This window comes from Kangiella koreensis DSM 16069 (assembly GCF_000024085.1).
GTDB classification, from domain to species: Bacteria; Pseudomonadota; Gammaproteobacteria; order Enterobacterales; family Kangiellaceae; genus Kangiella; species Kangiella koreensis.
Map to the genome: position 1 here is coordinate 353,943 of NC_013166.1, position 24,182 is coordinate 378,124.

Annotated in this window: 26 protein-coding genes; 11 read left to right on the forward strand and 15 right to left on the reverse strand. The window is 44.4% G+C overall.

Features of this window, described 5'->3' with window-relative positions; translation table 11 throughout:
* Window positions 1-17: 17 nt before the first annotated feature.
* The 6 genes from KKOR_RS01645 to KKOR_RS01670 all read left to right on the forward strand — a co-directional run bounded on the left by KKOR_RS01645 (window position 18) and on the right by KKOR_RS01670 (window position 4,574).
* Window positions 18-917: a D-amino acid aminotransferase gene (locus tag KKOR_RS01645; RefSeq protein ID WP_012800270.1), complete on the forward strand. Its 900-nt coding sequence runs from the start codon at window positions 18-20 to the stop codon at window positions 915-917.
* Window positions 914-1,183 (forward strand): YbeD family protein, encoded by a 270-nt coding sequence (locus KKOR_RS01650; RefSeq protein ID WP_012800271.1) that lies wholly within the window; start codon window positions 914-916, stop codon window positions 1,181-1,183. Before KKOR_RS01645 ends, KKOR_RS01650 begins: the two co-directional genes overlap by 4 nt.
* A 15-nt stretch (window positions 1,184-1,198) precedes the next feature.
* Complete coding sequence (gene lipB, locus KKOR_RS01655) at window positions 1,199-1,873, forward strand: lipoyl(octanoyl) transferase LipB (RefSeq protein WP_012800272.1); 675 nt, start codon at window positions 1,199-1,201, stop codon at window positions 1,871-1,873.
* A 111-nt stretch (window positions 1,874-1,984) separates the two neighbouring features.
* Entirely contained in the window at window positions 1,985-2,905 is a 921-nt protein-coding gene (lipA, locus tag KKOR_RS01660; RefSeq protein WP_049756770.1) for a lipoyl synthase, read from the forward strand.
* A gap of 391 nt (window positions 2,906-3,296) precedes the next feature.
* On the forward strand, window positions 3,297-3,779 hold the full coding sequence (locus KKOR_RS01665) for an FKBP-type peptidyl-prolyl cis-trans isomerase (protein ID WP_012800274.1): 483 nt from the start codon (window positions 3,297-3,299) through the stop codon (window positions 3,777-3,779).
* Between the two features lie 132 nt (window positions 3,780-3,911).
* On the forward strand, window positions 3,912-4,574 hold the full coding sequence (locus tag KKOR_RS01670; RefSeq protein WP_012800275.1) for a glutathione S-transferase family protein: 663 nt from the start codon (window positions 3,912-3,914) through the stop codon (window positions 4,572-4,574).
* Between the two features lie 35 nt (window positions 4,575-4,609).
* Here the strand turns inward: KKOR_RS01670 and KKOR_RS01675 are convergent, their stop codons facing one another.
* Window positions 4,610-5,410: a M48 family metallopeptidase gene (locus KKOR_RS01675; protein ID WP_012800276.1), complete on the reverse strand. Its 801-nt coding sequence runs from the start codon at window positions 5,408-5,410 to the stop codon at window positions 4,610-4,612.
* A gap of 189 nt (window positions 5,411-5,599) precedes the next feature.
* Here KKOR_RS01675 and KKOR_RS01680 point away from each other — a divergent pair, with 189 nt between their 5' ends.
* Window positions 5,600-6,172, forward strand: a complete 573-nt coding sequence (locus KKOR_RS01680) for an ACT domain-containing protein (protein WP_012800277.1) — start codon at window positions 5,600-5,602, stop codon at window positions 6,170-6,172.
* Between the two features lie 52 nt (window positions 6,173-6,224).
* Here KKOR_RS01680 and KKOR_RS01685 read toward each other — a convergent pair whose 3' ends face one another.
* Complete coding sequence (locus tag KKOR_RS01685) at window positions 6,225-6,671, reverse strand: hypothetical protein (RefSeq protein ID WP_012800278.1); 447 nt, start codon at window positions 6,669-6,671, stop codon at window positions 6,225-6,227.
* A gap of 130 nt (window positions 6,672-6,801) precedes the next feature.
* Here KKOR_RS01685 and KKOR_RS01690 point away from each other — a divergent pair, with 130 nt between their 5' ends.
* Both KKOR_RS01690 and KKOR_RS01695 read left to right on the forward strand, forming a co-directional pair.
* Window positions 6,802-7,563: a DedA family protein gene (locus KKOR_RS01690; protein ID WP_012800279.1), complete on the forward strand. Its 762-nt coding sequence runs from the start codon at window positions 6,802-6,804 to the stop codon at window positions 7,561-7,563.
* A 9-nt stretch (window positions 7,564-7,572) separates the two neighbouring features.
* Window positions 7,573-8,220 (forward strand): LysE family translocator, encoded by a 648-nt coding sequence (locus tag KKOR_RS01695; RefSeq protein WP_012800280.1) that lies wholly within the window; start codon window positions 7,573-7,575, stop codon window positions 8,218-8,220.
* Here KKOR_RS01695 and KKOR_RS01700 read toward each other — a convergent pair.
* Together KKOR_RS01700 and KKOR_RS01705 are read right to left on the reverse strand one after the other, a co-directional pair.
* Window positions 8,217-9,659 (reverse strand): ATP-binding protein, encoded by a 1,443-nt coding sequence (locus KKOR_RS01700; RefSeq protein WP_228638713.1) that lies wholly within the window; start codon window positions 9,657-9,659, stop codon window positions 8,217-8,219. The genes KKOR_RS01695 and KKOR_RS01700 overlap by 4 nt on opposite strands.
* On the reverse strand, window positions 9,601-10,299 hold the full coding sequence (locus KKOR_RS01705; RefSeq protein WP_012800282.1) for a response regulator transcription factor: 699 nt from the start codon (window positions 10,297-10,299) through the stop codon (window positions 9,601-9,603). The genes KKOR_RS01700 and KKOR_RS01705 overlap by 59 nt, the downstream gene beginning before the upstream one ends.
* 236 nt (window positions 10,300-10,535) lie before the next feature.
* Here KKOR_RS01705 and KKOR_RS01710 point away from each other — a divergent pair, with 236 nt between their 5' ends.
* Both KKOR_RS01710 and KKOR_RS01715 read left to right on the forward strand, forming a co-directional pair.
* Complete coding sequence (locus KKOR_RS01710; protein ID WP_012800283.1) at window positions 10,536-11,018, forward strand: Spy/CpxP family protein refolding chaperone; 483 nt, start codon at window positions 10,536-10,538, stop codon at window positions 11,016-11,018.
* Window positions 11,019-11,190: 172 nt separating this feature from the next.
* A complete protein-coding gene (locus KKOR_RS01715) occupies window positions 11,191-12,063 on the forward strand; it encodes a DUF1853 family protein (RefSeq protein ID WP_012800284.1) in 873 nt (290 codons plus the stop codon).
* Between the two features lie 86 nt (window positions 12,064-12,149).
* Here the strand turns inward: KKOR_RS01715 and acs are convergent, their stop codons facing one another.
* The 11 genes from acs to KKOR_RS01770 form a co-directional block, all read right to left on the reverse strand.
* Window positions 12,150-14,084: an acetate--CoA ligase gene (acs, locus tag KKOR_RS01720; protein ID WP_012800285.1), complete on the reverse strand. Its 1,935-nt coding sequence runs from the start codon at window positions 14,082-14,084 to the stop codon at window positions 12,150-12,152.
* Window positions 14,085-14,256: 172 nt separating this feature from the next.
* Window positions 14,257-15,105 carry a pantoate--beta-alanine ligase gene (gene panC / locus KKOR_RS01725; protein WP_012800286.1) on the reverse strand — a complete coding sequence of 283 codons (849 nt, stop codon included), beginning with the start codon at window positions 15,103-15,105 and terminating at the stop codon, window positions 14,257-14,259.
* A 15-nt stretch (window positions 15,106-15,120) separates the two neighbouring features.
* Window positions 15,121-15,915, reverse strand: coding sequence for a 3-methyl-2-oxobutanoate hydroxymethyltransferase (gene panB / locus KKOR_RS01730; RefSeq protein ID WP_012800287.1), 795 nt, complete (start codon window positions 15,913-15,915; stop codon window positions 15,121-15,123).
* Window positions 15,916-15,943: 28 nt separating this feature from the next.
* Entirely contained in the window at window positions 15,944-16,597 is a 654-nt protein-coding gene (locus KKOR_RS01735; RefSeq protein WP_012800288.1) for a deoxynucleoside kinase, read from the reverse strand.
* Between the two features lie 58 nt (window positions 16,598-16,655).
* Window positions 16,656-17,186 carry a 2-amino-4-hydroxy-6-hydroxymethyldihydropteridine diphosphokinase gene (gene folK / locus KKOR_RS01740; RefSeq protein ID WP_012800289.1) on the reverse strand — a complete coding sequence of 177 codons (531 nt, stop codon included), beginning with the start codon at window positions 17,184-17,186 and terminating at the stop codon, window positions 16,656-16,658.
* A 12-nt stretch (window positions 17,187-17,198) separates the two neighbouring features.
* Window positions 17,199-18,569 carry a polynucleotide adenylyltransferase PcnB gene (pcnB, locus tag KKOR_RS01745; RefSeq protein WP_012800290.1) on the reverse strand — a complete coding sequence of 457 codons (1,371 nt, stop codon included), beginning with the start codon at window positions 18,567-18,569 and terminating at the stop codon, window positions 17,199-17,201.
* Between the two features lie 51 nt (window positions 18,570-18,620).
* Entirely contained in the window at window positions 18,621-19,496 is an 876-nt protein-coding gene (gene gluQRS, locus KKOR_RS01750) for a tRNA glutamyl-Q(34) synthetase GluQRS (protein WP_012800291.1), read from the reverse strand.
* Between the two features lie 89 nt (window positions 19,497-19,585).
* Window positions 19,586-20,032: an RNA polymerase-binding protein DksA gene (gene dksA, locus KKOR_RS01755; RefSeq protein ID WP_012800292.1), complete on the reverse strand. Its 447-nt coding sequence runs from the start codon at window positions 20,030-20,032 to the stop codon at window positions 19,586-19,588.
* A 200-nt stretch (window positions 20,033-20,232) separates the two neighbouring features.
* A complete protein-coding gene (gene sfsA / locus KKOR_RS01760; RefSeq protein ID WP_012800293.1) occupies window positions 20,233-20,958 on the reverse strand; it encodes a DNA/RNA nuclease SfsA in 726 nt (241 codons plus the stop codon).
* Window positions 20,959-20,970: 12 nt separating this feature from the next.
* Window positions 20,971-23,634 carry a sensor domain-containing phosphodiesterase gene (locus tag KKOR_RS01765; RefSeq protein WP_012800294.1) on the reverse strand — a complete coding sequence of 888 codons (2,664 nt, stop codon included), beginning with the start codon at window positions 23,632-23,634 and terminating at the stop codon, window positions 20,971-20,973.
* Window positions 23,635-23,774: 140 nt separating this feature from the next.
* Window positions 23,775-24,092 carry a Rieske (2Fe-2S) protein gene (locus KKOR_RS01770; RefSeq protein ID WP_012800295.1) on the reverse strand — a complete coding sequence of 106 codons (318 nt, stop codon included), beginning with the start codon at window positions 24,090-24,092 and terminating at the stop codon, window positions 23,775-23,777.
* Between the last annotated feature and the right edge of the window lie 90 nt (window positions 24,093-24,182).

The window sequence follows — 24,182 nt, forward strand, 5'->3', positions numbered from 1 at the left end:
GCTAAAGGGAGAAGCATGTGTCCATCGCTTATCTAAACGGACAGTTTTTACCCATAGAAGAAGCAAAAGTCCCGGCACTCGATCGGGGCTTTTTGTTTGGTGATGGGGTTTATGAAGTTGTACCAGTCTATGCAGGTAAGTTGTTTCGTTTTAAGCAGCATATTGAAAGACTCGAAAACAGTCTGCGTAGCATTCGCTTGCCTTTGGAGCAGACATTGCAGAATTGGGCAGATATTTGCCATCAGCTGATAAAATCCAACCGGTTGGATAATGCCACGATTTACTTGCAGATCACACGTGGTGCTTACCCCGAACGTAATCATGACTTCCCGTCCAATCCAACCCCTACTATTTTTGCCATGATCTCGCCGCTACCAGAGATTCAGCCGCAACCAAGCAAGGAAGATTTACAAGGCATATCAGCTATCACTGCGGAGGATATCCGCTGGCAACGTTGCGATATCAAAGCGATTACCTTATTAGCCAATTGTTTGTTAAAGCAGCAGGCCCTTGAATGTGGGGCGAATGACACCATATTAGTCCGAAATGGTGTCGCATTGGAGGCAACCTCCAGTAATCTTTTCATGGTCCGCGATGGTGTCATTATCACTCCACCGCTAAGTGAACACTTACTTTCAGGGGTTACCCGGGATTTTGTCTTATGGCTAGCGGAACAGCATGGGATCTTAACTGAACAGCGTTCAGTTCCAGAGCACGAGTTACTGCAAGCGGATGAGATCTGGTTGACCAGCTCCACCAAAGAAATCCGCCCAGTTACCCGCTTGAATGATGTTATCATTGGTGATGGCACTGCGGGTCCTGTCTGGCGGCAAATGTATGACCATTATCAACAGCTCAAAGCGCAGCTGTATCGTGGTGAAATCGACAGTAATAGTGAAGGTGAAATAGCGTTATGACGCAAAATTATGATCGTGATGAACTATGGCAATTTCCTTGCGAGATCTGCTTTAAAGTCATGGCCGTAAACCGTGACGGCATTGATATGGAAGTTGCAGAAGTGGTCAATCGCCATGCGCCTAATGATTACTCGCCAGCCAGCAAGTTAAGCCGTGATGGTAATTATGTCTCCTTGTCATTTATGGTTGTGGTTGAAACCAAAGAGCAAGTGGATGCCATGTACCGCGAAGTCTTCACCGTTGAAGGCGTGAAAATGACCTTATAAGGCAACCGATAGACAATGAGCGACCCATCTACAGTAATCATCCGCGAATTGGGGCATGAAACCTATGTTCCAGTCTGGAAGCGGATGCAAGAATTTACCGATAATCGAGACGACACAACTACTGATGAAATCTGGTTGGTGGAGCATGATCCGGTATTTACCCAGGGACAGGCTGGAAAAGCCGAACATTTGCTATTTCCGGGGGAAATTCCGGTGGTGCAGGTTGACCGCGGCGGACAAGTTACTTACCATGGCCCCGGCCAGCAAGTTGCTTATTTTATGATCGATTTGCGGCGCAAAAATATGGGCCCAAGAGACTTGGTTTCCGGCATCGAAAATGCCATCGTTGACATGCTAGCGATGTATGGCATTGAGGCTTATCCACGTTCTGATGCGCCGGGAGTCTATAGTGATGACCAGAAAATCTGTTCGTTGGGCTTACGAATTCGAAAAGGTAAGTCGTTTCATGGGCTTGCTTTAAATGTGAATATGGACCTGGAGCCATTCTCACGTATCAATCCATGTGGTTATCAGGGCATGCAAATGACCCAGATAGTCGAGAAGGGTGGTCCGGACAATCTGGAGCGCATTAAACCCGATCTCATCGATCAATTATGCGATAAATTGGGCTATACTAAGCGCCTGGAAATGACCGGGTTACCTGAGCCAATCAGCGAATCCATTGAGTAATAGTGAATGTCAAATTCTGAATCGGTAAAAAACGAGTCGAATCAAATAGTTAGTGGTGGTGTGACCGGTAAGGTTTCAGGCAAGGCTAAGAAAGTCATTGCTGGCCAAAAAATGCGTGCCGAAGACAAAATGGCGCGAATTCCAGTAAAAATTATGCCAACCGAAGAGATGCCACGCAAGCCGGACTGGATTCGTGTGCGTCTGCCAAATGGTAATCAAATTACCAAAATCAAAGACATGCTACGTAATAACAAGCTTCATACCGTGTGTGAAGAAGCGTCCTGTCCAAACTTACCTGAATGTTTCGGTCATGGTACTGCAACATTTATGATTATGGGCGATATCTGCACCCGTCGTTGCCCATTCTGCGATGTGGCTCATGGTCGTCCATTGCCGCTTGATCCAGAAGAACCGCAACATTTGGCAGACTCTGTCAAATCAATGGGCTTGAAATATGTCGTCATAACGTCGGTCGATCGCGATGACCTGCGTGATGGTGGTTCAGCCCATATCACAGACTGTGTACGTGTTGCTAAAGAACAAAATCCAGGCCTTAAGGTGGAAGTGCTAGTACCAGACTTCAGAGGGCGTATGGAAGTTGCCTTAGATTTGATGGCCGATGGCCTGCCCGATGTGTTTAACCACAACCTGGAAACTGTGCCGCGCCTTTACAAACAAGCGCGTCCCGGTGCCGATTATCAGTGGTCGTTAGACTTACTCAAGAATTTTAAAGAGCGTTACCCGGGAATCCCAACCAAATCAGGTTTAATGATTGGACTTGGCGAAACCAACGAAGAAATTATCGAAGTGATGAAAGATCTTCGAGCCCACGGTGTTGAAATGTTAACCCTCGGACAATATTTACAGCCTAGTAAATATCATCATCCGGTGATGCGCTTCATGCCGCCAAAAGAGTTCGACGAGCTCGGTCGAATCGCAGAAGAGTTAGGTTTCACCAATGTGGCCAGTGGCCCTATGGTGAGGTCTTCATACCATGCGGATATGCAGGCTGCTGGCGAGAAAGTCTCTTAAAGTGGTCTTTTTACTCTATAGCTGTGTTATTTGAATTTTGTACTCGGTCACGTATTTCATATACGCTCCCTCAAGTCCAAAATTCAAACGCCTTGCTCTAGAGCAAAAATCCTCTCTTTAAGTCGTGCTATAAAGGATTAGAGGAATTAAGAGCCAAAATCCTATTTCCTAAGTTGAGTGCTAGAGTTTAATTTAATATTTTCTCTGACCAAAATCGCCACTTTACAAGTAGCAGGTGGAGAAAGTTAAAAGTTGGGGCTTGATTTTAAAGCCAAAACCCTCACTTAAAGTAGTAGATATTTGAAGCGAGATATTGAAGAAAAGTTTTTGAAAGTTTGAAGCCGGTGTACTTTGGCTTCATCAATGTACCTAGAAAGTAAGAGAGATGATTATGCAAATTGAAGAAAACAAAGTCGTATTGATTGAATACACAGTAAAAACAGAAGAAGGTGTATTAGTCGATACATCAGAAGGGAATGAGCCATTAGCTTACTTGCATGGTCATCGTAATATAATTCCTGGTCTTGAAAATGCATTGGCGGGCAAGAAACTTGATGATGAGTTGTCCGTAAATGTTCAGCCTGAAGATGCTTATGGTCAACGCCATGATGATTTGATCAAAGAAGTGCCAGCAGAGGCGTTCCAAGGTGTAGAGAAAATTGAGCCTGGTATGCAGTTTCACGCTGAATCACCTAACGGCCCACAGCTTATTACGGTCACTAAAGTCGAAGGTGAGACGGTTACTGTGGATGGCAACCATCCTTTAGCAGGTGTTCCTTTGAACTTTGATGTGAAAGTTATCGAAGTACGCGACGCGAGCGAAGAAGAGTTGTCGCATGGTCATGTTCATGGACCGGGTGGTCACGAACACTAAGTACATGGAAAGGCCTTCACACGAAGGCCTTTTTTATATCTGAATCAGATATGAGTTTGTGACGACCTTGTTGTTGCTTTTCTAAAAAGAACGATTTACATTACGACTAGTTACTAAGTCTGAGTGGACATTATGAGTGCTCTAGAACAACCGATATTAGTCAGCCATAAATTATGCCCGTTCGTGCAACGTTCGGTCATTACATTGCTGCATAAAAAAATTGACTTCACCATAGAATATATTTCTCTGGAGCGAAAGCCTGACTGGTTTGTTGAAATATCGCCATTAGGTAAAGTTCCTTTGTTGCGCATTAAAGATACTGTGCTATTTGAGTCTGCAGTGATCAATGAGTATCTTGATGAAACTCATGGTGAGCCTATGCTACCAAAGGATCCACTGGAAAAAGCTGAGCACCGCTCGTGGATCGAATTTAGTAGTAGCATCAATAATATTCAATTCCAATTGACCCAGGCACGACGCGAAGAAACCTTTTCTAAGATTGAAGAAGATTTAAACAAAAAGCTGGCACATCTTGAAAAACGTATCGGTGACAAAGGATTCTTTAATGGCAAAGAGTTCAGCCTGGTTGATAGTTCATTCGCACCATTTTTGATGCGCTCCAAAATCCTTGCTGAAAATACGGGTGTTGATACTGTCAGCGATTATAAGAAACTACAAAAGTGGCGCGAAAATTTATTATCCTTGCCCGAAGTTAAGAAATCCGTGGTTAAGGATTTTGAGGATTTGTATATGGAATCCATATATGAGCGAGGCGGATATTTAGCGGACCAATAAGGTCCGCTTTTTTTTGAGTCCGTAGAATAAATGTCTTATAGGTGACAATTAGGTCGATTGCCGGATGCTTGTGCCTGCTGATAGATTTTTAAGGCTCTATCCATTTTTGTATTTAAGTCTCTAATACGACTGTCAGTGCCAGGGTGAGTTGATAAAAACTCTGGTGTTGAACTTCCACCTGCTTTTTGCATATTTTTCCATAGCTCGACACTTTGGCGCGGATCAAAGCCCGCTCTTGCCATAAGCTCTAGCCCAATCTCATCAGACTCTGACTCGTGTTTACGGTTAAAAGGTAGTATTACGCCAACTTGTGCGCCTACTCCTAGTAAGCCCAGCAATTGTTGCTTTTCTGAAGTCATATCACCTGCGGCAACAGCAGCGAGTTGCATTCCGCTTTGGGCCACAAACCCCTGAGATACTCGTTCGTTGCTGTGTCTTGCCCAGACATGACCAATTTCATGGCCGAGCACCGAGGCGAGCTGATGCTGGTTTTGAGCAACTGTGAGCATACCGGTGTGAACACCAATCTTGCCGCCTGGTAAGGCAAAGGCATTGGGGGATTCGTCGGCAAACACTTTGACTTCCCATTGTGTACTTCGCATAGCAGGAGCTATGGCGTTTAACTCAGGGATTAAGGCATTGACCACGCAATTGACGTAACTGGCATTTCTAGAGCTGGTATCGAGCTTCTGACTTTTTTGCATTGAAGTAAAAGTTGCAGCGCCCATTTCTGCCATTTGAGAGTCGGGAAAAATGGTTAACTGACTTCTTCCTGTAGGGGAGGTAGCGCAGGCCACGAGTAACAATGTCAAACTGACCGAGAGTAGAGATTTCATACAAATTCCAGTGAAATACAGATAGTTAGCAGTATTCTAGTACAAAAGCGATGTGTAACACATTGTACAAACATGCTGCATTTAACAAAATCAATATAATTGTATGAAATTTAATCACTCGTGCTTGCTCGAAATATGGCAGTTATAGTAGTTTGGGAGTAGCGCTAACGCAATATATGGAGTATTTTGATGAATGCGCATCACAAGTTAAAGCTAGATAAAAAATTCATCTTAACGGTGACCGGTTCCGATCATCCTGAAATAATTACCACTATTACTGAAATTCTCCACCGCTTCAAAGGCTCTATGGAGGTTTCGCGCTTCAATAGAGTGAAAGACCACTTTAGTGGTTTATTTGCGGTTTCGATAAATAGCATGTATTTCAAGCCATTTATGGCTTGTCTTGAGAGCTTAGAGTCCACAAAGCTTAGATTCGAATTTCATAGTACAGACGGCTGCCAGTCTTCTTATCCATTTGATCCTGAAAATGTCACTTTCAGCATTAACATCTGGAAAGTAAAAAATCAGGCAGCTAGTATTGAGCTACTGAGAATATTATCGCGTAATCATTTACGGGTGGACTCTATTGAAACAAACACCTTGCCAAATCGTCAGGGCTATACTTTGCACTTCAAAGTTTCTACCGATCATGTGATTGACATGGATATGGTCGAGCGTGATTTGCAAGCCGTTGCTGAGCGGGAAGGTTTTTATATGAGCATGCTTGATGAAGAAGAAGAAGATATTAAAGAAGCCATTTGATGTGTAAATCTTAAAAATAGCGCCATTTGGCGCTATTTTTTTATCCGGATTATTATTCCTGAGTTTCGTGTCCATCAATAACAAAGCCAATCCGGCGCTCAGGCTCGTCTTCGGCAACCTTCTGAACGTAGCAGAGTAGTTCTACATTACTTTGGTGGGTGAGTACCATGCAGGGATTACCGCCAGCAGTTCCTTCTATGCGAATGCCGTGGAATGATTCTTGAGCAAGCCGCGACACGTGTATTTGTAAACCGCCATTAAGCATGGCGACCACGGTTGGCTCAGCATCTTTGGGCATTCGTTGACGCCATAGATGGATTGTTTTGGCGATGCTTTTAATCAGCTCACCAGCGGATCTATAGTCATTAACATCCTGATGAGATAATCCCATTTCTTCAACACCAAGACACGGAGGTTTTACATCTGGATGAATATTATGGAATATCTCAACATCATTTGGTTGACGCTGTTGAATAATAGTTTGATAAGGACTGCTCATAATAAAGGGAATTAGTCTGAAGTTTTAATGACGATAAACGACCGGACAATAACAAGCAAGTACAATAAGAATAAGCAGAGACAAGATTTATTATCGACTTTTACAGAAACATTCGTCATTATTAGCGCCGATGGAAGTAATTGTTAATGACATTCTTGGTTGGATCTCCAATCATCCTCATCTAGCTGGCGCGGCTGTATTTCTAATTGCATTTTTAGAATCTTTAGCCATTGTCGGTTTGGCTATGCCTGGTTGGTTATTGTTAGTTGGGGTGGGTACTCTAATCGGTGGCGGCACATTAAACTTCTGGTTAATGTCCCTTAGTTGTTTTCTTGGCGCAGCCAGCGGCCAAATAGTCTCTTATTGGTTTGGCTATCATTTTCAGGACAAAGTTCACCACTGGGGCTGGATTCAACGTCACCAGAAGATGTTGCATTCAGCAGAAGACTTTTTCCAGCGACATGGCTTTGCTGGTGTATTAGTAGGTCAGTTTATTGGGCCTATACGTGCAGTTATTGCCTTGATTGCAGGTGTGCTTGATATGCCGCCCAAGAAGTTCATCACCGCAATTATTATCGCAACCCTGATTTGGGCTCCGGTGTATTTGATGCCTGGGGTTGTCCTAGGTGCAGCGTTAACCTTTGAAAAGACTCAGGTTGGGGTGTTAGTGGGCAGTCTTACTATTATGGCCATTTGTTTATGGCTCTTAGGGCGCTTCGCTATCGATCATCATCACGCGAAAAAACACCACACCACATTGCCCCTCAAGAGACATATTAATAGCCTGTTAGCTTTGGGTGTATTTTCGTCGGTTATTGTCTTTTTAGTTATTTCGAGTTACGGGAGTCTGATGATGCAATTAGGCTACAAAATCTGGCATCTCATTATCTAGTTATAAAGCATGTTAAATGAACTGATCACTGATTATTGGCAAGAGTTTTTATTGATGGCCTCGGCTCACGCATTAGCGGTGGCGAGTCCCGGTCCGGACTTTGCCATTGTGATGCGTCAAAGTTTAGTTTTTGGTCGCCGTTTTGCGATTCTCACCAGTATCGGTATTGGTTTGGCAATCTTGGTGCATGTGACTTATGCGGTATTAGGCATCGGGCTGCTGATTCGAGATACGGTATGGTTATTTACCACAATCAAAATTGCTGGAGCAGCTTATTTGCTCTATATCGGCTGGCAAGCTATTCGCGTTCAGAAGGCTGAGGTCAAAGATTTTAACCCAGTCAGCAATGATACCATGAGCAACGTGAAAGCTTTTCGACAAGGCTTTATTACCAACGTCTTAAACCCAAAAGCGACACTCTTCTTTTTGTCCTTATTTACAACCATAGTCAGTGCAGATACACCAATGGGCATACAGGCCATGTACGGAGTCTGGATGTCGATAATGACGGGCGTCTGGTTCGTCTTCTTGTCGTTGATGCTGACCCAACAAAGAGTGCGTCAGTTTTTTGCTTCATTCGGACATTGGATTGATCGAGTGCTCGGTGCCTTCCTGATAATACTGGCAATCATGCTACTCTTTTCGACCGTTAACTAAACTCGATTTTTGGGTAAGTAAAATACCACACACAAACCCGAACCAGCTTGGTTGTAAGCGGTAATTTTGCCACCATTGGCTTCGATACCCCGTTTGGCAATCGCCAGACCAAGGCCGGCTCCACCCGAAGTTCTTTCCCGTGCATCGGTTGGACGATAGAATGCTTCAAATATTTTCTCTAAATGTTCTTCGCTTACCCCGTGACCTGAATCGCAGATTTTAAGTTCAATACCAAGCTCAGATTCAGAAGTGGATACCGTTACGCAAGTATCATCTGGGGTATGGCGTATTGCGTTACGTAATACATTCTCTATTGCTCTCGCTAACAGACTGTAGTAACCATTGAACGCGATTTCATGATCGCTGTGGTAATCAACTGTTTTATTATTTGCTTCAGCTTCAAATCTGGCATCCTCAACGATAATATCCAAGAGGTCATTTAGCATAAAGTTGGCACGTTCTTCATTGATATGACCTCGTTCTAAGGCTGCCATCTGAAGGAGCTCACCAATCATTTCATCCAGTCTTTGGACTTCAAGTTCAATACGGTCAATATGGCCTTGTGAGGCTGGGCTGGCAGTTTTTTGTGCTAGGCTAGCAGCGATTTGCATGCGTGTCAGAGGAGAGCGAAGCTCGTGAGATACATCGCTTAACAGACGCTTTTGTGACTGAATGACACGCTCAATACGTTCTGCCATTAAGTCAAAATCTTCAGCCAGATCGGCAAACTCATCCTGACGTTTACCAAGGCTTGGTTGGGCACGAGCAGTCAGATCGCCACGTGCAAATGCTTGCGTGGTTTTTTGTAATTGGCTAATAGGTCGAGTGAGGTACCAGGTTAATGCAAAGCAGACAAGAGCACTCATTCCCAGCGCAATCAGTAAATGCCATACCGAAACTGAATGGTAAAGGTAGGAAACCACGGCGGAAAAATGATGAGGACTTTGTTGCTTTAGAAACAGCAGATAATAATGGCCACGATTAAAAACAACTTCAGGACCAGTATAGGCAGTACTGTCGATAATGACTGTCGCAGGCGTATTTCGATTACGATAAAAAGAACTGAGATGGTAGAGAACATCCGGCACTTCTTTACCAGCTATATCTTCCCCGTTTTTATCAATAATGAAAGTATTGTCGAGCTCCTCGTCAACTTTATTGATCATCAGGAGGCTATCGGTCTGATGCTTATCAATGACCTTACGTAATTGAATGTTAATAGCTGCTTGGCGAAGTTGTTTGGCTTCTTCGTCTGACGCAGGTACTAGCTTGCTATCTTGGGCGGTTAAGCTATAGAGAAAAACAATACTGGTCAGGGTAATGAGGGTGGCCAACCAGAACCAAAGAAAAATCTTCCAGAACAGGCTGGGTCGTATGAGATTACGAATCCAGGGCAACATACTGATAGCCAACGCCTCGGACAGTTTTGATTCGCTCATCGCCCTTAGTGTCAGGACCAAGCTTGCGTCTTAAATTACTGATGTGCATATCGATACTGCGATCGTATGCTTCTAGAGTGCGGCCGAGACAGCCTTCTGATAGATCATCGCGGCTGACTAGAGTGCCGGCATTACTCATCAATAAATATAGGATATCGAATTCGGTAGCGGTTAATTTAACCACTTCATTATTTAAAAGTACTTCGCGCGAAGCTGGGTTGATATAGACATCTCCCAGATGCACCGATTGCAGCTTCTTATGTTTGGTACTGTAAACATTTTCTGTACGGCGAAGAATGGTTCTAATACGTGCGGTTAGCTCTCTGGGATTACATGGCTTGGCGATGTAATCGTCAGCTCCAAGCTCAAGGCCGACGATACGGTCTATTTCATCGCCACGAGCTGTTAGCATCAGAATGGGTACTTGGGATTCCTTACGTACGGTTTTCAGTACATCAAAGCCATTTAGATTTGGCAGCATCACATCAAGTACCATCAGGTCAAAACTATGATCAAGGATCAATTTAGCTGCAGTGGCTCCATCATGGGCAAGCGCAACTTCAAAGCCTTCCTGAGTCAGGTACTCATGAAGTAATTGACACAATTCAGTATCGTCGTCTGCAAGTAGTAGTTTTGGCATAGCTTACATAACCGTTGGATGTGATAAGAAGTTTAGCATGGACCAGCAATTAAAGTGTAAAGATTGGTCAGCACTTTTTTACACAAGCTTTACGCGCACAGGCGTTATATTCATAAACTTTTAATGGTACAACGAGTCTATATTGAGTATTAGGGTTAGCAAAAGCATTTCATTTGTAGCAAACGCTAACTAAATGAATGGCTTATGAAATTTAACAACCAGAACAGGAGTTGGTTATGTCACTCAATAAAGCACTATTTGCAGTAGCACTAGGAGCATCATTAATGATGTTTAATGTCAGTGTGGAAGCTCGAAACCATGGTGGAATGCATGACAGTCATTCCATGAAGCAGCATCAGATGATGATGGGAAAATTAGGTGTCAATGATGAGCAGCGTGCGAAAATTGACAAGCTCTATGAGCAACGAAGAGAAGCGGTTAAATCCCATCAGGAGCAGATGCAGGAATTAATGCAACAACAGCGCCATATGATGCGACAAGATACTTTGGATAAAACTAAGTTACACAGCAATTTACGTAAACAGGCTGATATTAAAGCAGAAATGATGGCAGGAAAGCATCAGCACTATATGGAAGTGCAGAAGCATCTTAATGAAGAGCAGCGGGCAAAAATGAAAGAGCTGAGAGATGAAATGTATGAGATGCGTGAAGAAATGCGTGAAGAAGCTCAGGAGCGTAGAAAGGACAATCGTGGCTAATTCATAAACCTCTCCCCCTTAGTGTTGAGTATTTGAGTCTTTTGATATCCCCTCTAGTAACGAGGCTCGCTCATCAACGCTAACGTTATTTCAGAGTCTCTCTGAAATGTTGCCACCTTCGGGTGGCTTTTTTTTGCTATCATGAAACGCAAATTATCGACCAGAACAAATAATGCAGGATAAACGACGAATTCACAGCGATTTAAAATGGCTCATTGCGAGCCCTGATTTTTTGTCTGTAGCTGAAGTGAATTTGCTGCATAACCATGAACTACTGAATGCAGGTGAAATGTTACAGAATGCGGTTATAGAAAGTGATGGATTTATCTTCGAGCCGACCCATAGATTGGGTGTATATTTTGAGCAACTGTGGCATCACCTGGTTCGCTCGAACCTATCGCTCAAGCTGCTACGATCGAATCAACAAGTAATTATTAACAAACATACTTTGGGTGAGTTTGATTCGATTATTCAACAACTCTCAACTGAACAGACTTGTCACTTTGAATTGGCGGTGAAGTTTTATTTGCAGATTGGCCATGGTAATCGGATGGCGGATTGGGTAGGCCCCAACCTGCGTGATCGTTTTGATCGAAAATTTTTGCGCTTGATTAATCACCAGTTAGCTTTAGCATCAAAGCCTGAAGTACAGCAATGGCTTAGAGAGGAGAGTATAAGCATTGATCAGACTGGCCTTTTTACCAAAGGACGCTTGTTCTACTCAATGGAAAACTATGAGCGGCAAGAACTCGAGCATCCTGCAGAAGTTGAAAGCGATCACTTGAGAGGTTTCTGGATGACACACCATGAGTTTCAGGAGTATCAAAGTCAGTCAGACTATGATTGGTTTCAATTGCCTAGAATGTATTGGCTTTCAGACATCACAGCTCATGACCTTGAGAATCTAGGCAAGGTCAGCCAGTTGAGTGACAACCAATTGGTCAAGCTGGTTGCGATGAAAGAAGGTAAAGAAATGATGCGCGGCTTTGTGGTGACTGATGAATGGTTAGAGCGAGCCAAACAAAGAGTGCTGACAGAAGAGTAGCGCACATCATTGCTTATAAGAAAAAGCCCCAATGCTAATATCATAGGGGCTTTTTTATTTAGAGCTGTCAAGCAAAGAGAAAGTGCTTATTTCAAACGGTTATCAATTAAGTGCTGCACCACTGATGGATCGGCTAGTGTGGAAGTATCACCAATGCTGTCTACCTGATTCTCTGCAATTTTACGCAATATACGGCGCATAATTTTTCCCGATCGAGTTTTCGGTAAATCGGGTGCCCATTGAATCTTGTCAGGCTTGGCAATTGGGCCGATTTCTTCAGTAATAATATCGATTAACTGCTGCTTGATTTCATCGCTAAACTCGACTCCTTTTTTGAATATCACGAAAGCGTAGATGCCCTGGCCTTTAATATCGTGTGGGTAGCCAACTACAGCAGACTCCGCAACTAATGGATGACGATCCAAAGCATCCTCTACCTCTGCCGTACCCATACGATGCCCTGAAACATTGAGTACATCGTCGACACGGCCAGTAATCCAGTAGTAACCATCTTCGTCTCGATTAGCGCCATCGCCAGTAAAGTAATAACCTGAATATTGAGAGAAATAAGTCTGGAAGAAGCGGTCATGGTCGCCATAAACGCTGCGCATCTGACCCGGCCATGAATCTTTCATGACCAGATAACCGCTGGCTTTACCGTCCAGCTCATTGCCATCCTGATCGAGAATCGCAGGCTGTACACCAAAGAATGGACGAGTGGCCGAGCCGGGTTTTAACGGAGTGGCTCCGGGAAGAGGAGAAATCAAAATACCTCCGGTTTCGGTTTGCCACCAGGTATCAACAATTGGGCAACGCTCGTTACCAACCACCCTGTAATACCATTCCCAGGCTTCTACATTAATAGGCTCACCAACGCTACCTAATAAGCGTAGCGACTTTCGAGAGGTGGAAGTGACTGCATCATCACCGACGGCCATCAGCGCACGAATTGCGGTTGGTGCAGTATAGAAAATATTGACTTTATGCTTGTCAATTACTTGCCAGAAGCGTGAAGGCGTCGGGTAGCTTGGTACTCCTTCGAACACAAGTGTGGTTGCTCCGTTAGCCAGCGGACCATAGAAAATGTAGGAGTGGCCAGTAATCCAGCCTGCATCAGCGGTACACCAGTAAATGTCGCCTTCATGGTAATCAAATATGAATTTATGGGTCATTGCCACATGGAGTAAATAGCCACCACTGGTGTGTAATACGCCTTTAGGTTTGCCGGTTGACCCTGAAGTGTAAAGAATAAACAGAGGATCTTCGGCATCCATGGTTTCGACCTGACATTCCGCTTCCATGTCTTTTTTAAGTTCGTTGTAGTCTATATCGCGTTCGGAATTCCATTGAATATCGGCCAGGCGATGTTTGACCACAAAAACGCTGTGCACATCAGGACAATGTTCGAGGGCTTTATCGGTATTCGCTTTTAAAGGAACGGTTTTGCCGCCACGAACACCTGCGTCAGCGGTAATAACCACACGACAATCACTGTCTAAAATGCGGCTCTTCAAAGCTTCAGGTGAAAAGCCACCAAATACAACGGAATGAACCGCACCGATTCGCGCGCAGGCCAACATGGCAAATCCAACTTCCGGGATCATTGGCATATAGATACAAACTCGATCGCCTTTTTTGACCCCGCGACTTTTCAAGGCATTGGCCATTTTGCAGACCTCGTCATGCAACTCCTGATAGCTGATGTAACGCTGTTGATCAGGCTCATCACCTTCCCAGATGAGGGCTGTGTGATCTGCTTTATCTTTTAAATGACGGTCGATACAGTTATAGCTGACGTTTAATTTGCCGCCTTCAAACCATTTGATCGATGCAGTTTTATAATCCACCTCTTTGACGGATTTCCACGGTTCGAACCAGTCAATAAATTCATGCGCCATTCGTGACCAGAACTTCTCTGGCTCCTGCACCGATTGCTGGTACATGCGCAAATACTTTTCTTCATTAATGTGTGGGGTATGGGTGCTGAATTGTTTTATGGGATAGGTTTTTGTATCAGACATAACTTGCTCCTAATCATTTATCAGACCAGCATAAAACAAAAGTCAGAAGCGTTAAAGAGTTTGACAGGAATAGTGGTTATCAGTTGTGGTTATTGTGAATAACTGACTGATAAATAAAGGGCGAACGGATAAGAATAGCTGAGTCTTATTAGTTAAAAAGCGTTAGTGAGGCTCATTTAGTATCCAGGGTGATATTGTCAATCAACCGTACCTTATCCATAAATGCTGCAATCAGAATAACCAGCTGCTCATCGCCTTCCTTAGCCAGTTCAAGATTATCCTGCCGAGCAATATGCACATAGTCTGGCTTGAAGTTTTGCCCTGCCAGTCGTTGTATGGCGGCTTGTTCTAGCGAACGATAATCTCGCTCTCCCTTGTTGATTTGCTGCTTCATCCAGCCTAGAGTTTGGTAGATAAACGACGCCTGCTGTTTTTGATCTTTGCTCAAGTATCCATTGCGTGAACTCATGGCTAAACCATTGTCTTCGCGCACTATTGGCGCGCCGATAATTTCAATATCAAAGTTCAAGTCGCTGGTCATGCGTCGAATAATCGCCAGCTGCTGAAAGTCTTTTTGACCAAACACAGCACAATCGGGGCGCACCATATTAAACAGTTTGCTAACTACGGTGGTGACGCCATCAAAGTGCCCAGGGCGTGATGCCCCACAATGATTATTGCCAAGCTCGGCCACCTGAACTTTGGTCAGGTTCGGCCAGTTCGGATAAACTTCCTTAAGTTCAGGGGCGAACACAATATCAGCGCCTTCTTGCTCAAGAAGTGTCTGATCCTGTTCGAATGTTCGGGGATAAGAGTCAAAATCTTCGTTGGGCCCAAACTGAGTGGGGTTAACGAAAATACTGACTATGACAATATCGGCCTGTTGTTTAGCGCTTTGCACCAGACTCAAGTGGCCCGCATGTAAGTTGCCCATGGTGGGTACAAAACCAATACGGTGTCCCATATCTCGGTGAGTCTGAATCAGGCGGCGCAGGGTTTGAACAGAGTTAACAACGATCATGTGTAATGCTCGCTTTTAATCAAAAGAGTGCTCAGCAGCGGGAAACTTTTTCGCTCGAACCTCGTTGTGGTACAACTCAAAAGCAGCCTTGATATCGCCTTTGGCATCTGCCATAAAGTTGCGAACAAATTTAGCCTGGAAAGGAGAAATTCCGAGCATGTCATGCAACACCAATACTTGGCCGTCCACATCAACGCCTGCACCAATGCCCATCACTGGAATGTTAATTGATTGAGCGATTTGCTTAGCCAGGCCTTGTGGCACGCACTCCAGTACCAACATGCGAGCGCCAGCTTCTTCAAGGGCTTTAGCATCGGCAAGCATTTGTTTGGCTTGTTTTGAATCACGTCCTTGAACCTTAAATCCGCCCAGTGCATCCACCGATTGCGGCGTTAGGCCGAGGTGAGCACATACCGGAATGCCACGTTCGGTTAAGCCAGCGATGGTATCGTGTAGCCAGTCACCACCTTCTAATTTAACCATATGTGCGCCAGCCTGCATGATCAAGGCAGCAGTGTGATAGGCCTGTTCAGGCGTGGCATAGCTCATATAGGGCATATCTCCAATTAGCAGGCAGCGCTTGTTACCACGCGCGACGCAGGCTATGTGATACTCCATATCCTCAATGGTTACCGGCACCGTTGTTTTTTGGCCTTGAATGACGTTACCCAATGAGTCGCCCACCAGAATGACATCGACACCAGCATCAGAAATAACACCTGCAAAGGTGGCATCGTAGGCTGTGATACAGCTAAATTTTTTGCCTTCTTGTTTCAGTTGTTCGATATCGCTAATGGTTAAGGTTTTCATGGTTAAACTCTCAGGGATTGCTCTCAGGTTATGCAGGATGAGGATTAAAGTAATTACGGCCAGTGGTGGTGCTTTTGATTTGGTCGAGCAGCAGATTAAAGTCAGCTTCATTTTCAACCAGGTCAATGCCCGAAGCATTAACAATCAACAATGGTGACTCATCATAATAATAAAAGAAATCAGTATAAGCTTCACATATGGTTTGCAAATATTCTTTGGTCACAGGACTTTCTGAAGCGCGGCCACGCTTCTTGATGCGCTCAAGTAGCACCGGCACAGAAGCTTGCAAATAAATCACCAGATCAGGTTTCGGTGCATCAATCGTCAAATTCTGATAAACCTGTTCGTATAACCTGAGCTCGTCCTGATCCAGAGTTGAACGCGCGAACAGGCGATCTTTCTCCATTAAGTAATCTGCCACACGAACCGGGCTGAACATGTCTGATTGGCGCACTTCTTGCAATTGGCGCACACGCTGGAACAGGAAATACAGCTGGGTGGGCAGAGCCCCAGACTTAGGATCCTGGTAAAAGCGCTCAAGAAATGGATTCTCTTCCGCCTGCTCGAGAATTAAGTCGCTGCTTAATGCTTCGGACAATCTACGAGCCAGTGTGGTTTTGCCCACGCCAATCGGGCCTTCGACAGCAATAAAGTTATGCGGTATGGATAAAGTTACACTCACTCAAATACTCCTGGCTCAGGCACTTGTTTCTTAGAGTTCTCTTTATTTGAGACTGCTCTTAGAGGTGCCAATGATGATTCTGGTCATATTTCAAGGCCACTAAGTCATACTGTGGGCAATGGTCTAGCAATTCACTGACGATACTACCATCGGGAAGCGTCATTTCAGGACTCAGTTCAGCCAATGGTTTTAATACAAAATCCCTGTCTTTAATACCGTAATGGGGCAGGGTTAAACGGTCTGATTGCATGATTGTATGATCGTAGAGCAAGAGATCCAAATCTAATGTGCGGGCACCCCAGCGTTCTTCTCTAACTCGTCCCTGTTGGTTTTCAATCGCTTGTAGCTGGTCGAGCAACTCTAATGGAGTAAAACTGGTGGCTAGCTTGGCTACGGCATTGATGAAAGGCGGTTGATCTTGTGGGCCCATTGGAGCGCTTTGATAAAGACTGGAATAACCGAGAAGATAACTTTCCGGCAAAGAATCGAGCGCCAACAGAGCTTGCTCAATTTGCTGAATGGGTTGGTTCAAATTACTACCAAGACCAATGTATGCAATAGAGTGCTTTGTAATAGAGAGTCTTGCCATCGGTGTAGTGACTTAATGTTTATTTTTGTTAGCTGGCTGACGCTTCTGATTACGGGGCTTGCGTCGTTTGCGTTTTTTGCCGCTACCGGTTTTCTGTAACATCTGGCGGCGGTCGCTGGCATCGGCTTCCTGAAACTTGGTCCACCAATCGGCCAGTTCTTTCTGGCGTGGATCGGACTGCGAACGTAACAGTAAGAAGTCGTAAGCGGCGCGAAAACGCGGATGTTCAAAAATACTCCAGGCTTTTTTGCCATGATAAGCAGGCAAGCGTAGTTGCATACTCCAGATATCACGAATCACCAGTGCATAGCGACGAGGGATAGAAATATGCTGATTTTGTGCATTGAGCACGCGCGCCATGCTTTTGAAAAAGGCATCATTAAAGTTATTGCCTTTTTGTTGCAGAGCTTCGGTGCTCTCTAACAACGGTTGCCAAAGCATCACTGCCATCAAGAAAGCAGGATTGACAGTTTGTTCAGAAGCAATTCGAGTATCTGTATTTTCCAGTGCATCAAGTACTAACTGTTCAATCGCTTGTGTTTGTGTCTCATCATCGTGCTTTAGGGCGCGGTCGGTAGCCGGAAATAGAGCGTGGAACAAGCCATATTCACGTAGCTTCTGGAACGTCAATTTTGCGGCGCCAGCCAAAAATAGCTTACGATATTCTTCCCATAGGCGAGCAGCGGGAACCTGTTCTAAAAAATGGGAAAGTTCAGCAACCGGTTTAAGTGTATTGGGTTCAATGGTCAGATTCAGTTTGCAGGCCAGGCGCACCGCCCGCAACATGCGAACCGGGTCTTCGCGATACCGTGTTTCTGGATCGCCAATCATGCGCAGCTGGCGCTTGCGTAAATCCGCCAAGCCATCGCAAAAATCGTGAACTGAAAAATCTTTAATATTGTAGTAAAGCGCATTGATGGTGAAATCGCGACGAATGGCATCTTCTTCAATATCGCCATAGACGTTATCGCGCAAGATCATGCCTTCTTTGGCTTGCTGAATATTATCATCGCAATGAGCGCGGAAAGTGGCCACTTCGATCACATCGCGACCAAACAAAATATGAGCCAGCCTAAAGCGGCGGCCAATAATACGGCAGTTGCGAAATAACTCTTTAATCTGCTCAGGAGTCGCGTTGGTCGCAATATCAAAGTCTTTGGGATGCAACCCAAGCAATATATCGCGCACGCCACCGCCGACCAGGAATGACTCATAGCCAGCATTGCTCAAGCGATATAGAACCTTTAAGGCATTGTCGCTGATATCTTTGCGTGAGATCGAATGTTGATCGCGCGTGATGATTTGGGTGCTAGTGCCTGCACCGGGCGTTTCAGTAGCCGGAGAAGCAAACCAACTTTTTACAGACTTAATTATTGAACTCATAAAGTGTTAATTTGACAGTATGGGGCGATCATAGCACAAGCGCCTATCTAATTAATCTAAATAAAGAATTTGTTGCCTGGCAGGGATTTGGGGCAATTGAAAGTGGGACAATGCATAATCGAGGATGACATCTGAATCCTCATGCTGCAATTCACTTGGAATAGGCTGCCCCAAAAACTCCAGTGCACAGCATAAATACCTGGAGGCTTGCTGGCTATCAATTGCCGGTGCATGGTTTTGCTTGGATAATTTATTGCCGTCAGGGTTGATTGCTAGTGGTAAATGATACCAGTCAGGTACTTTGGCCTTGAGCACTTCATACAAACGTAGTTGGCGTGGAGTTGAGTCCAGCAGGTCACACCCGCGCACTACATGATCGATTCCCTGCTCAATATCATCAACTACCACCGCCAGTTGATAGGCGACTAAGCCATCTTTGCGTCGAACGGCGAAGTCTTCAGCGTAGAGAGAGTTATCAAACTGGCAGCTACCTTGAATCTGATCAACAAAACTATAGTCGCCCTGTCCATGACGAAGGCGAATAGCTACTTCACCATTAAAGCTCAATTGTTTTGTGGCACAGATGTTGGGATAGTATCCGGTTTTGCTGATTGATTTGATTTTCTTGCGGGTGCAATTACAGGCATAGACCAGGCCTTGTGATTTTAATTGCTCAATAATCTCAGAGTAGCGATCCAGGTGCTGGCTTTGATAAGTGACTTGACCGTCCCAGTACAAACCAAAGGCTTCCAGTTGGCGTAAAATCAAATCGCTAGCGCCTTCAACTTCGCGCGGGGGATCGATATCTTCAATGCGTACCTGCCATTGAGTATGACGAGATTTTGCGATCAGGTAACTGCCGACAGCAGCTATCAGCGAACCAAAGTGAAGGGGGCCAGAAGGTGAGGGTGCGAAACGTCCTGCCATAGCCTTTTAAGACAATCTATTTAAAACAACTAATGTGGCAGTCAATAACACAGTAGAAAAGGGCAGACTAGAATATCTGCCCATATAAATTAACTACCGTATTGTTTTTCTTTGATTTCTGCTAGCGTCTTACAGTCGATACAAAGCTCAGCAGTAGGACGCGCTTCAAGGCGACGAATACCAATTTCGATACCGCATGATTCGCAGTAACCGTATTCATCATCATCAATCTTGTTCAGCGACTGAATAATCTTCTTCAATAATTTACGCTCGCGGTCGCGAGTACGTAATTCAAGAGAGAATTCTTCTTCTTGGGCAGCACGATCAACCGGATCTGGGAAGTTTGCAGCTTCGTCCTGCATATGGTGAACAGTACGATCAACTTCTTCCATCAACTGTTTTTTCCATGCGGCAAGAATATTACGAAAATGCTCATATTGAGCATCATTCATGTACTCTTCGCCTTTCTTCTCTTTATAAGGCTTAAGGCCTAATTTTTCGAGAGTGCTATTTGTTACTGATTGTTTACGTGGCATCTAAGCAACGCTCCATTTCGTATTAAAACCAGACGCCTCACGGCGCGCACTTGGCAAAAAAAGCAAGCCCTTATAAGGCTGGCTTTGAAAAAGTGAAACAGGGATATTATCCCTATGACTAGCAATTGAAAAGCCTAATCTGTGCAAAATACGTTAAAAAAGTGCAAAAAATAGGCTTTTTTTACTTAAGGTGTTGAATATTAGGGAATAATAACCGGTAGTTCTTTCCCTAAATATATTTCAGCCGGGCTTATATGGGTGTTATAAGCAATGATTTCAACCCCAGCCTTGGCTGCCTGATCTAGTAACTTAGCATATTGCGGGTCAATATGCGCAGCGGGGCTGACAGTTTTTATGCCCGTGTGCTGGACCAGAAAGAAAAGCACCGCACGATTGCCTTGCCCGACCATCGCCATCAACTCACGCAGGTGCTTCTGCCCGCGGGTACTTACCGCATCGGGGAAAAAACCAGCACCAGCTTTAAACTCTTCTCCATGCTCAAGAAGCGTGACCGTTTTGATTTCTACATAACAGTCAGCTTTACCATCGGCCTGTAGTAAAAGGTCAATACGACTGTTCTCATCGCCATACTTCACTTCTTGTCTTACAGAATCATAGCCCTTGAGTTGTTGGACTTTGTTATCAGCAATAGCTTCCATCACAATCTGATTGGCAAGGTGAGTGTTTATACAAATAAAGTCACCGGCGGGAGTCTCATCCAGTACCCAGGTATAGCGATATTTTCGTTTTGGATTTTCAGAATCGAGCAGCCAGACGGTATCACCTTCCTGCCAGCAGTTCTTCATCGAACCGGTATTTGGGCAATGGGCTGTGAAATCACCATGCTCTTTATTATGAACATCGGCCAGGAATCGTTTATAGCGTTTTTTAAGAGTGGCTTTTTCGAGTGAAGGTGAAAATTTCATAGAATAAAATTGTTAGCGATTTTTCACCCATTCTATCAGCTCTTTAATTGGAATAGGGCGGCAGAATAAATAGCCCTGCATAAAGTCACATTTGTGTTCGCGCAGATATTGATATTCTTCATCGGTTTCGACACCTTCGGCGACCACTTCAATCTCCATCTCTGTGGTCATGCCTAAAATGCCGCGCGTGATAGCTGCGTTATGTTTGTTCTGATGAATGTTGCCGGTAAAGCTACGATCAATTTTAAGTTTATTTACCGGTAGCATATTGAGATAACGCAAACTGGCAAAGCCGCTACCGAAATCGTCAATCGCTACATCCAATCCTAATTGGCGGAGTTCGTTAAGAAGCTCGGTGATATGGTCGGTATCGTGTACTAAAACATTCTCTGTTATTTCTACGGTAATTTCGCCAGGTTGAATATTGTGATGTTTAAGGGTCTCGGCAATCTTTTCAACAAAATCCTCACGATAGAATTGAATCGGTGAAAAGTTTACTGATACTGAGTTTATGCCAAAACGCTTGAGCTCCTGGATATCAGTGCAAGCCCGGTTTAATACCCATTCACTGATGGGGATGATTTGCCCAGTTCTTTCGGCAACGGGGATAAACTCTGCTGGCGAAACATAGCCTTTGATCGGGTGCTTCCAGCGAATAAGTGCTTCCACGCCCCCGATATTGTTGTCGTGGCTCATAATGGGTTGATAAAAGAGTTCAAACTGATTTTGCAGTATTGCATCTTGCAATTGAGCTCGAACAGCGACTTGTTGATCGATATTGGTATTCAGTTCGGCGGTATGCCAATAAATATAACTGCCACCGCGCTTTTTAGCTTCATACATCGCAATGTCTGCACGTTGAATGAGTTCCATTGGGTGCTTGAAGGATTCCTGGCTTGAAGTAATGCCAATCGCTGCAGAAAGCGATACTTCAATATCATCGACCTTGTAGGATTCGGCAACGCGCTCCAGTAGTTTTCGCGCCAAGGCTTCTACTTGATGGGAGTCAGTCAGGTCTTGAATGACCGCGACAAATTCATCACCGCCAAAGCGAGCCAGCATATTAGGCTCCACAATTTCTGAATTAAGGCGCTGAGCGGTTTCAACCAGAATCTGGTCACCAAATTCATGCCCAAGGCTGTCATTAATAGGTTTAAAGCCATCCAGGTCAATGAATAAGATATACGTATTTGAGATTTGGTCTTTATTTTTAGCCCAGCTGGTTAAGTAGCGCTCTAGAGCTGAGCGATTTTTAAGATGAGTCAATGGGTCGTGTGATGCATGAAATTCTAATGTTTCCTGGCGTTGAATTCGCTCTGTAATATCATTTTGCAAGCCGATAAAATGGGTAACATTATCATTATCATCTTTGACTGGTGAAATTAGCAGCTCATTCCAGAAAGGCGTGCCATCTTTCTTATAGTTCTTAATGATGGTTGAAATTTCAGTTTGTTGTTCAAGAGCATTATGGATAGCTTGGCGTACTTTTTGATCCGTGTCGGGGCCTTGTAGTATTCGACAGTTCTTGCCGATAATGTCTTCTTTACTATAACCGGTAATTCTTTCAAAGGCAGGATTTACATATATGGTAGGAAAGTCATCTGCACGCGCGTCGCTAATTAACAGACCATGTGTACTGGACTCGACGCTTCGCTCTAGTATCTTCGCACGCTCTTCATGTTGCTTCTCACGAGTTAAATCCAGCGCAATGCCATGTACCCCAGTCACCTGGCCGTCGACGATAATCGGCATATTGGTAACATGAAGATAGTGGATGTTGCCTTGCATATCCGGGGTGAGAATTTCGTAACGTTGCGGTATCCCCCTTCTTGCGGCATAAAAGTGCTCATCAGTTCTGGCCAGATCCTGTTCCGTAACTGCTACGCTATAGTGTTGGTTCAACAGCTCGTTTTCACTACATTTCATCAATTCACAAGTTGCTTTGTTAACACTGGTAAAGTGTCCCTCTAAATCAAAAGTGAAAACGGCTTCAGGATTGTGCGTAAATAGTGACCGATTTTGTTGCTCAAAACGTTCACGCTTTATTTTTTGTTGATGCTGTTCAATGATCAGAGCTGCAAGATCGCGACTTCTTAGTATGAGATCCAACTCATCCTCTTTCGGCTCACGGACTTTTCTAAAGTAGACGGCAAAAGTCCCTACCGCTTTCTTGCTTTCACTAATGAAGATGGGGTGAGACCAACAGGCACGAAGATCATAACCATGAATCAGGTCATGAAACTGATCAAAACGAGGATCCTCCAGCATATCGGGTACGATAACGGCTTTGCCGGTAGCCGCAGCAGTGCCGCATCCTCCCACGCCATCGGCAATGGGCAAGTTTTTTAGTGAAAGTAGGAAGCTTTGAGGTAGTTGTGGTGATGCAATAGGAATTAACGACTCATATTTATCATCGGCCAACATAACTGAGCACAGAGCGTCATCAATCTGACTTTCAATTAGTGAGCAAACGTCGTCAAGTTTGTCTTCAAGCGATTTAAATTTAACTACAGAGTTTAAAGTTCTGTATTGAGCATTGAGTTGGTTCTTAGTAACAACCGCGTCATCGCTGGCTCTGCGCCAAGCATAAATGGCAATGATTAAGCCAGTGGCTAACATTAAAATTAGTATTAAGGGTAGCCAGGTTGATGAGAATGCCAAGGTTACAAAGTACACGGATAATGCTCTCCCTACGGCTTCATAATTGTGAACCGTCTCACAAAAAACAGTATTAAGAATATTAGTTTGAATTGCAACAGGGGATTGGATTTTTTTGCTTTTTGAGTCTTGAGGATGTCGCTTAACTCACAATATGACTAGCCTGCGAGATATACTTTGCCGTTTTCAACTTCGAGAGAAACTTCGCTCAGATGCGCACCTGCGCAGGGACCGGCAACGCATTTTCCAGTTTCAGGCTCAAACAAAGCACCATGGGTAAAGCACATTAAATATTGTTCGTCGTCGGTCATAAACTGATCATCTTGCCAGTTTAAATCAGTGCCTGCATGGGGGCAGCGATTGACATAGCCATACACATTCAAGCCTCGTCGTACTACGATCAGATCGCGATCCTTATAAGGATAAGCCTTGGCCTGGCCATCTTGGATATCGGTAACTAAGCAAATGTGTGACATATCAATACTACTCGAAGTGTTATATTAAAATCGGGGTCAAAAGTTTCTAAACAATGTTAGAATGCAATTGATTCTAACAGTATAAAAAAC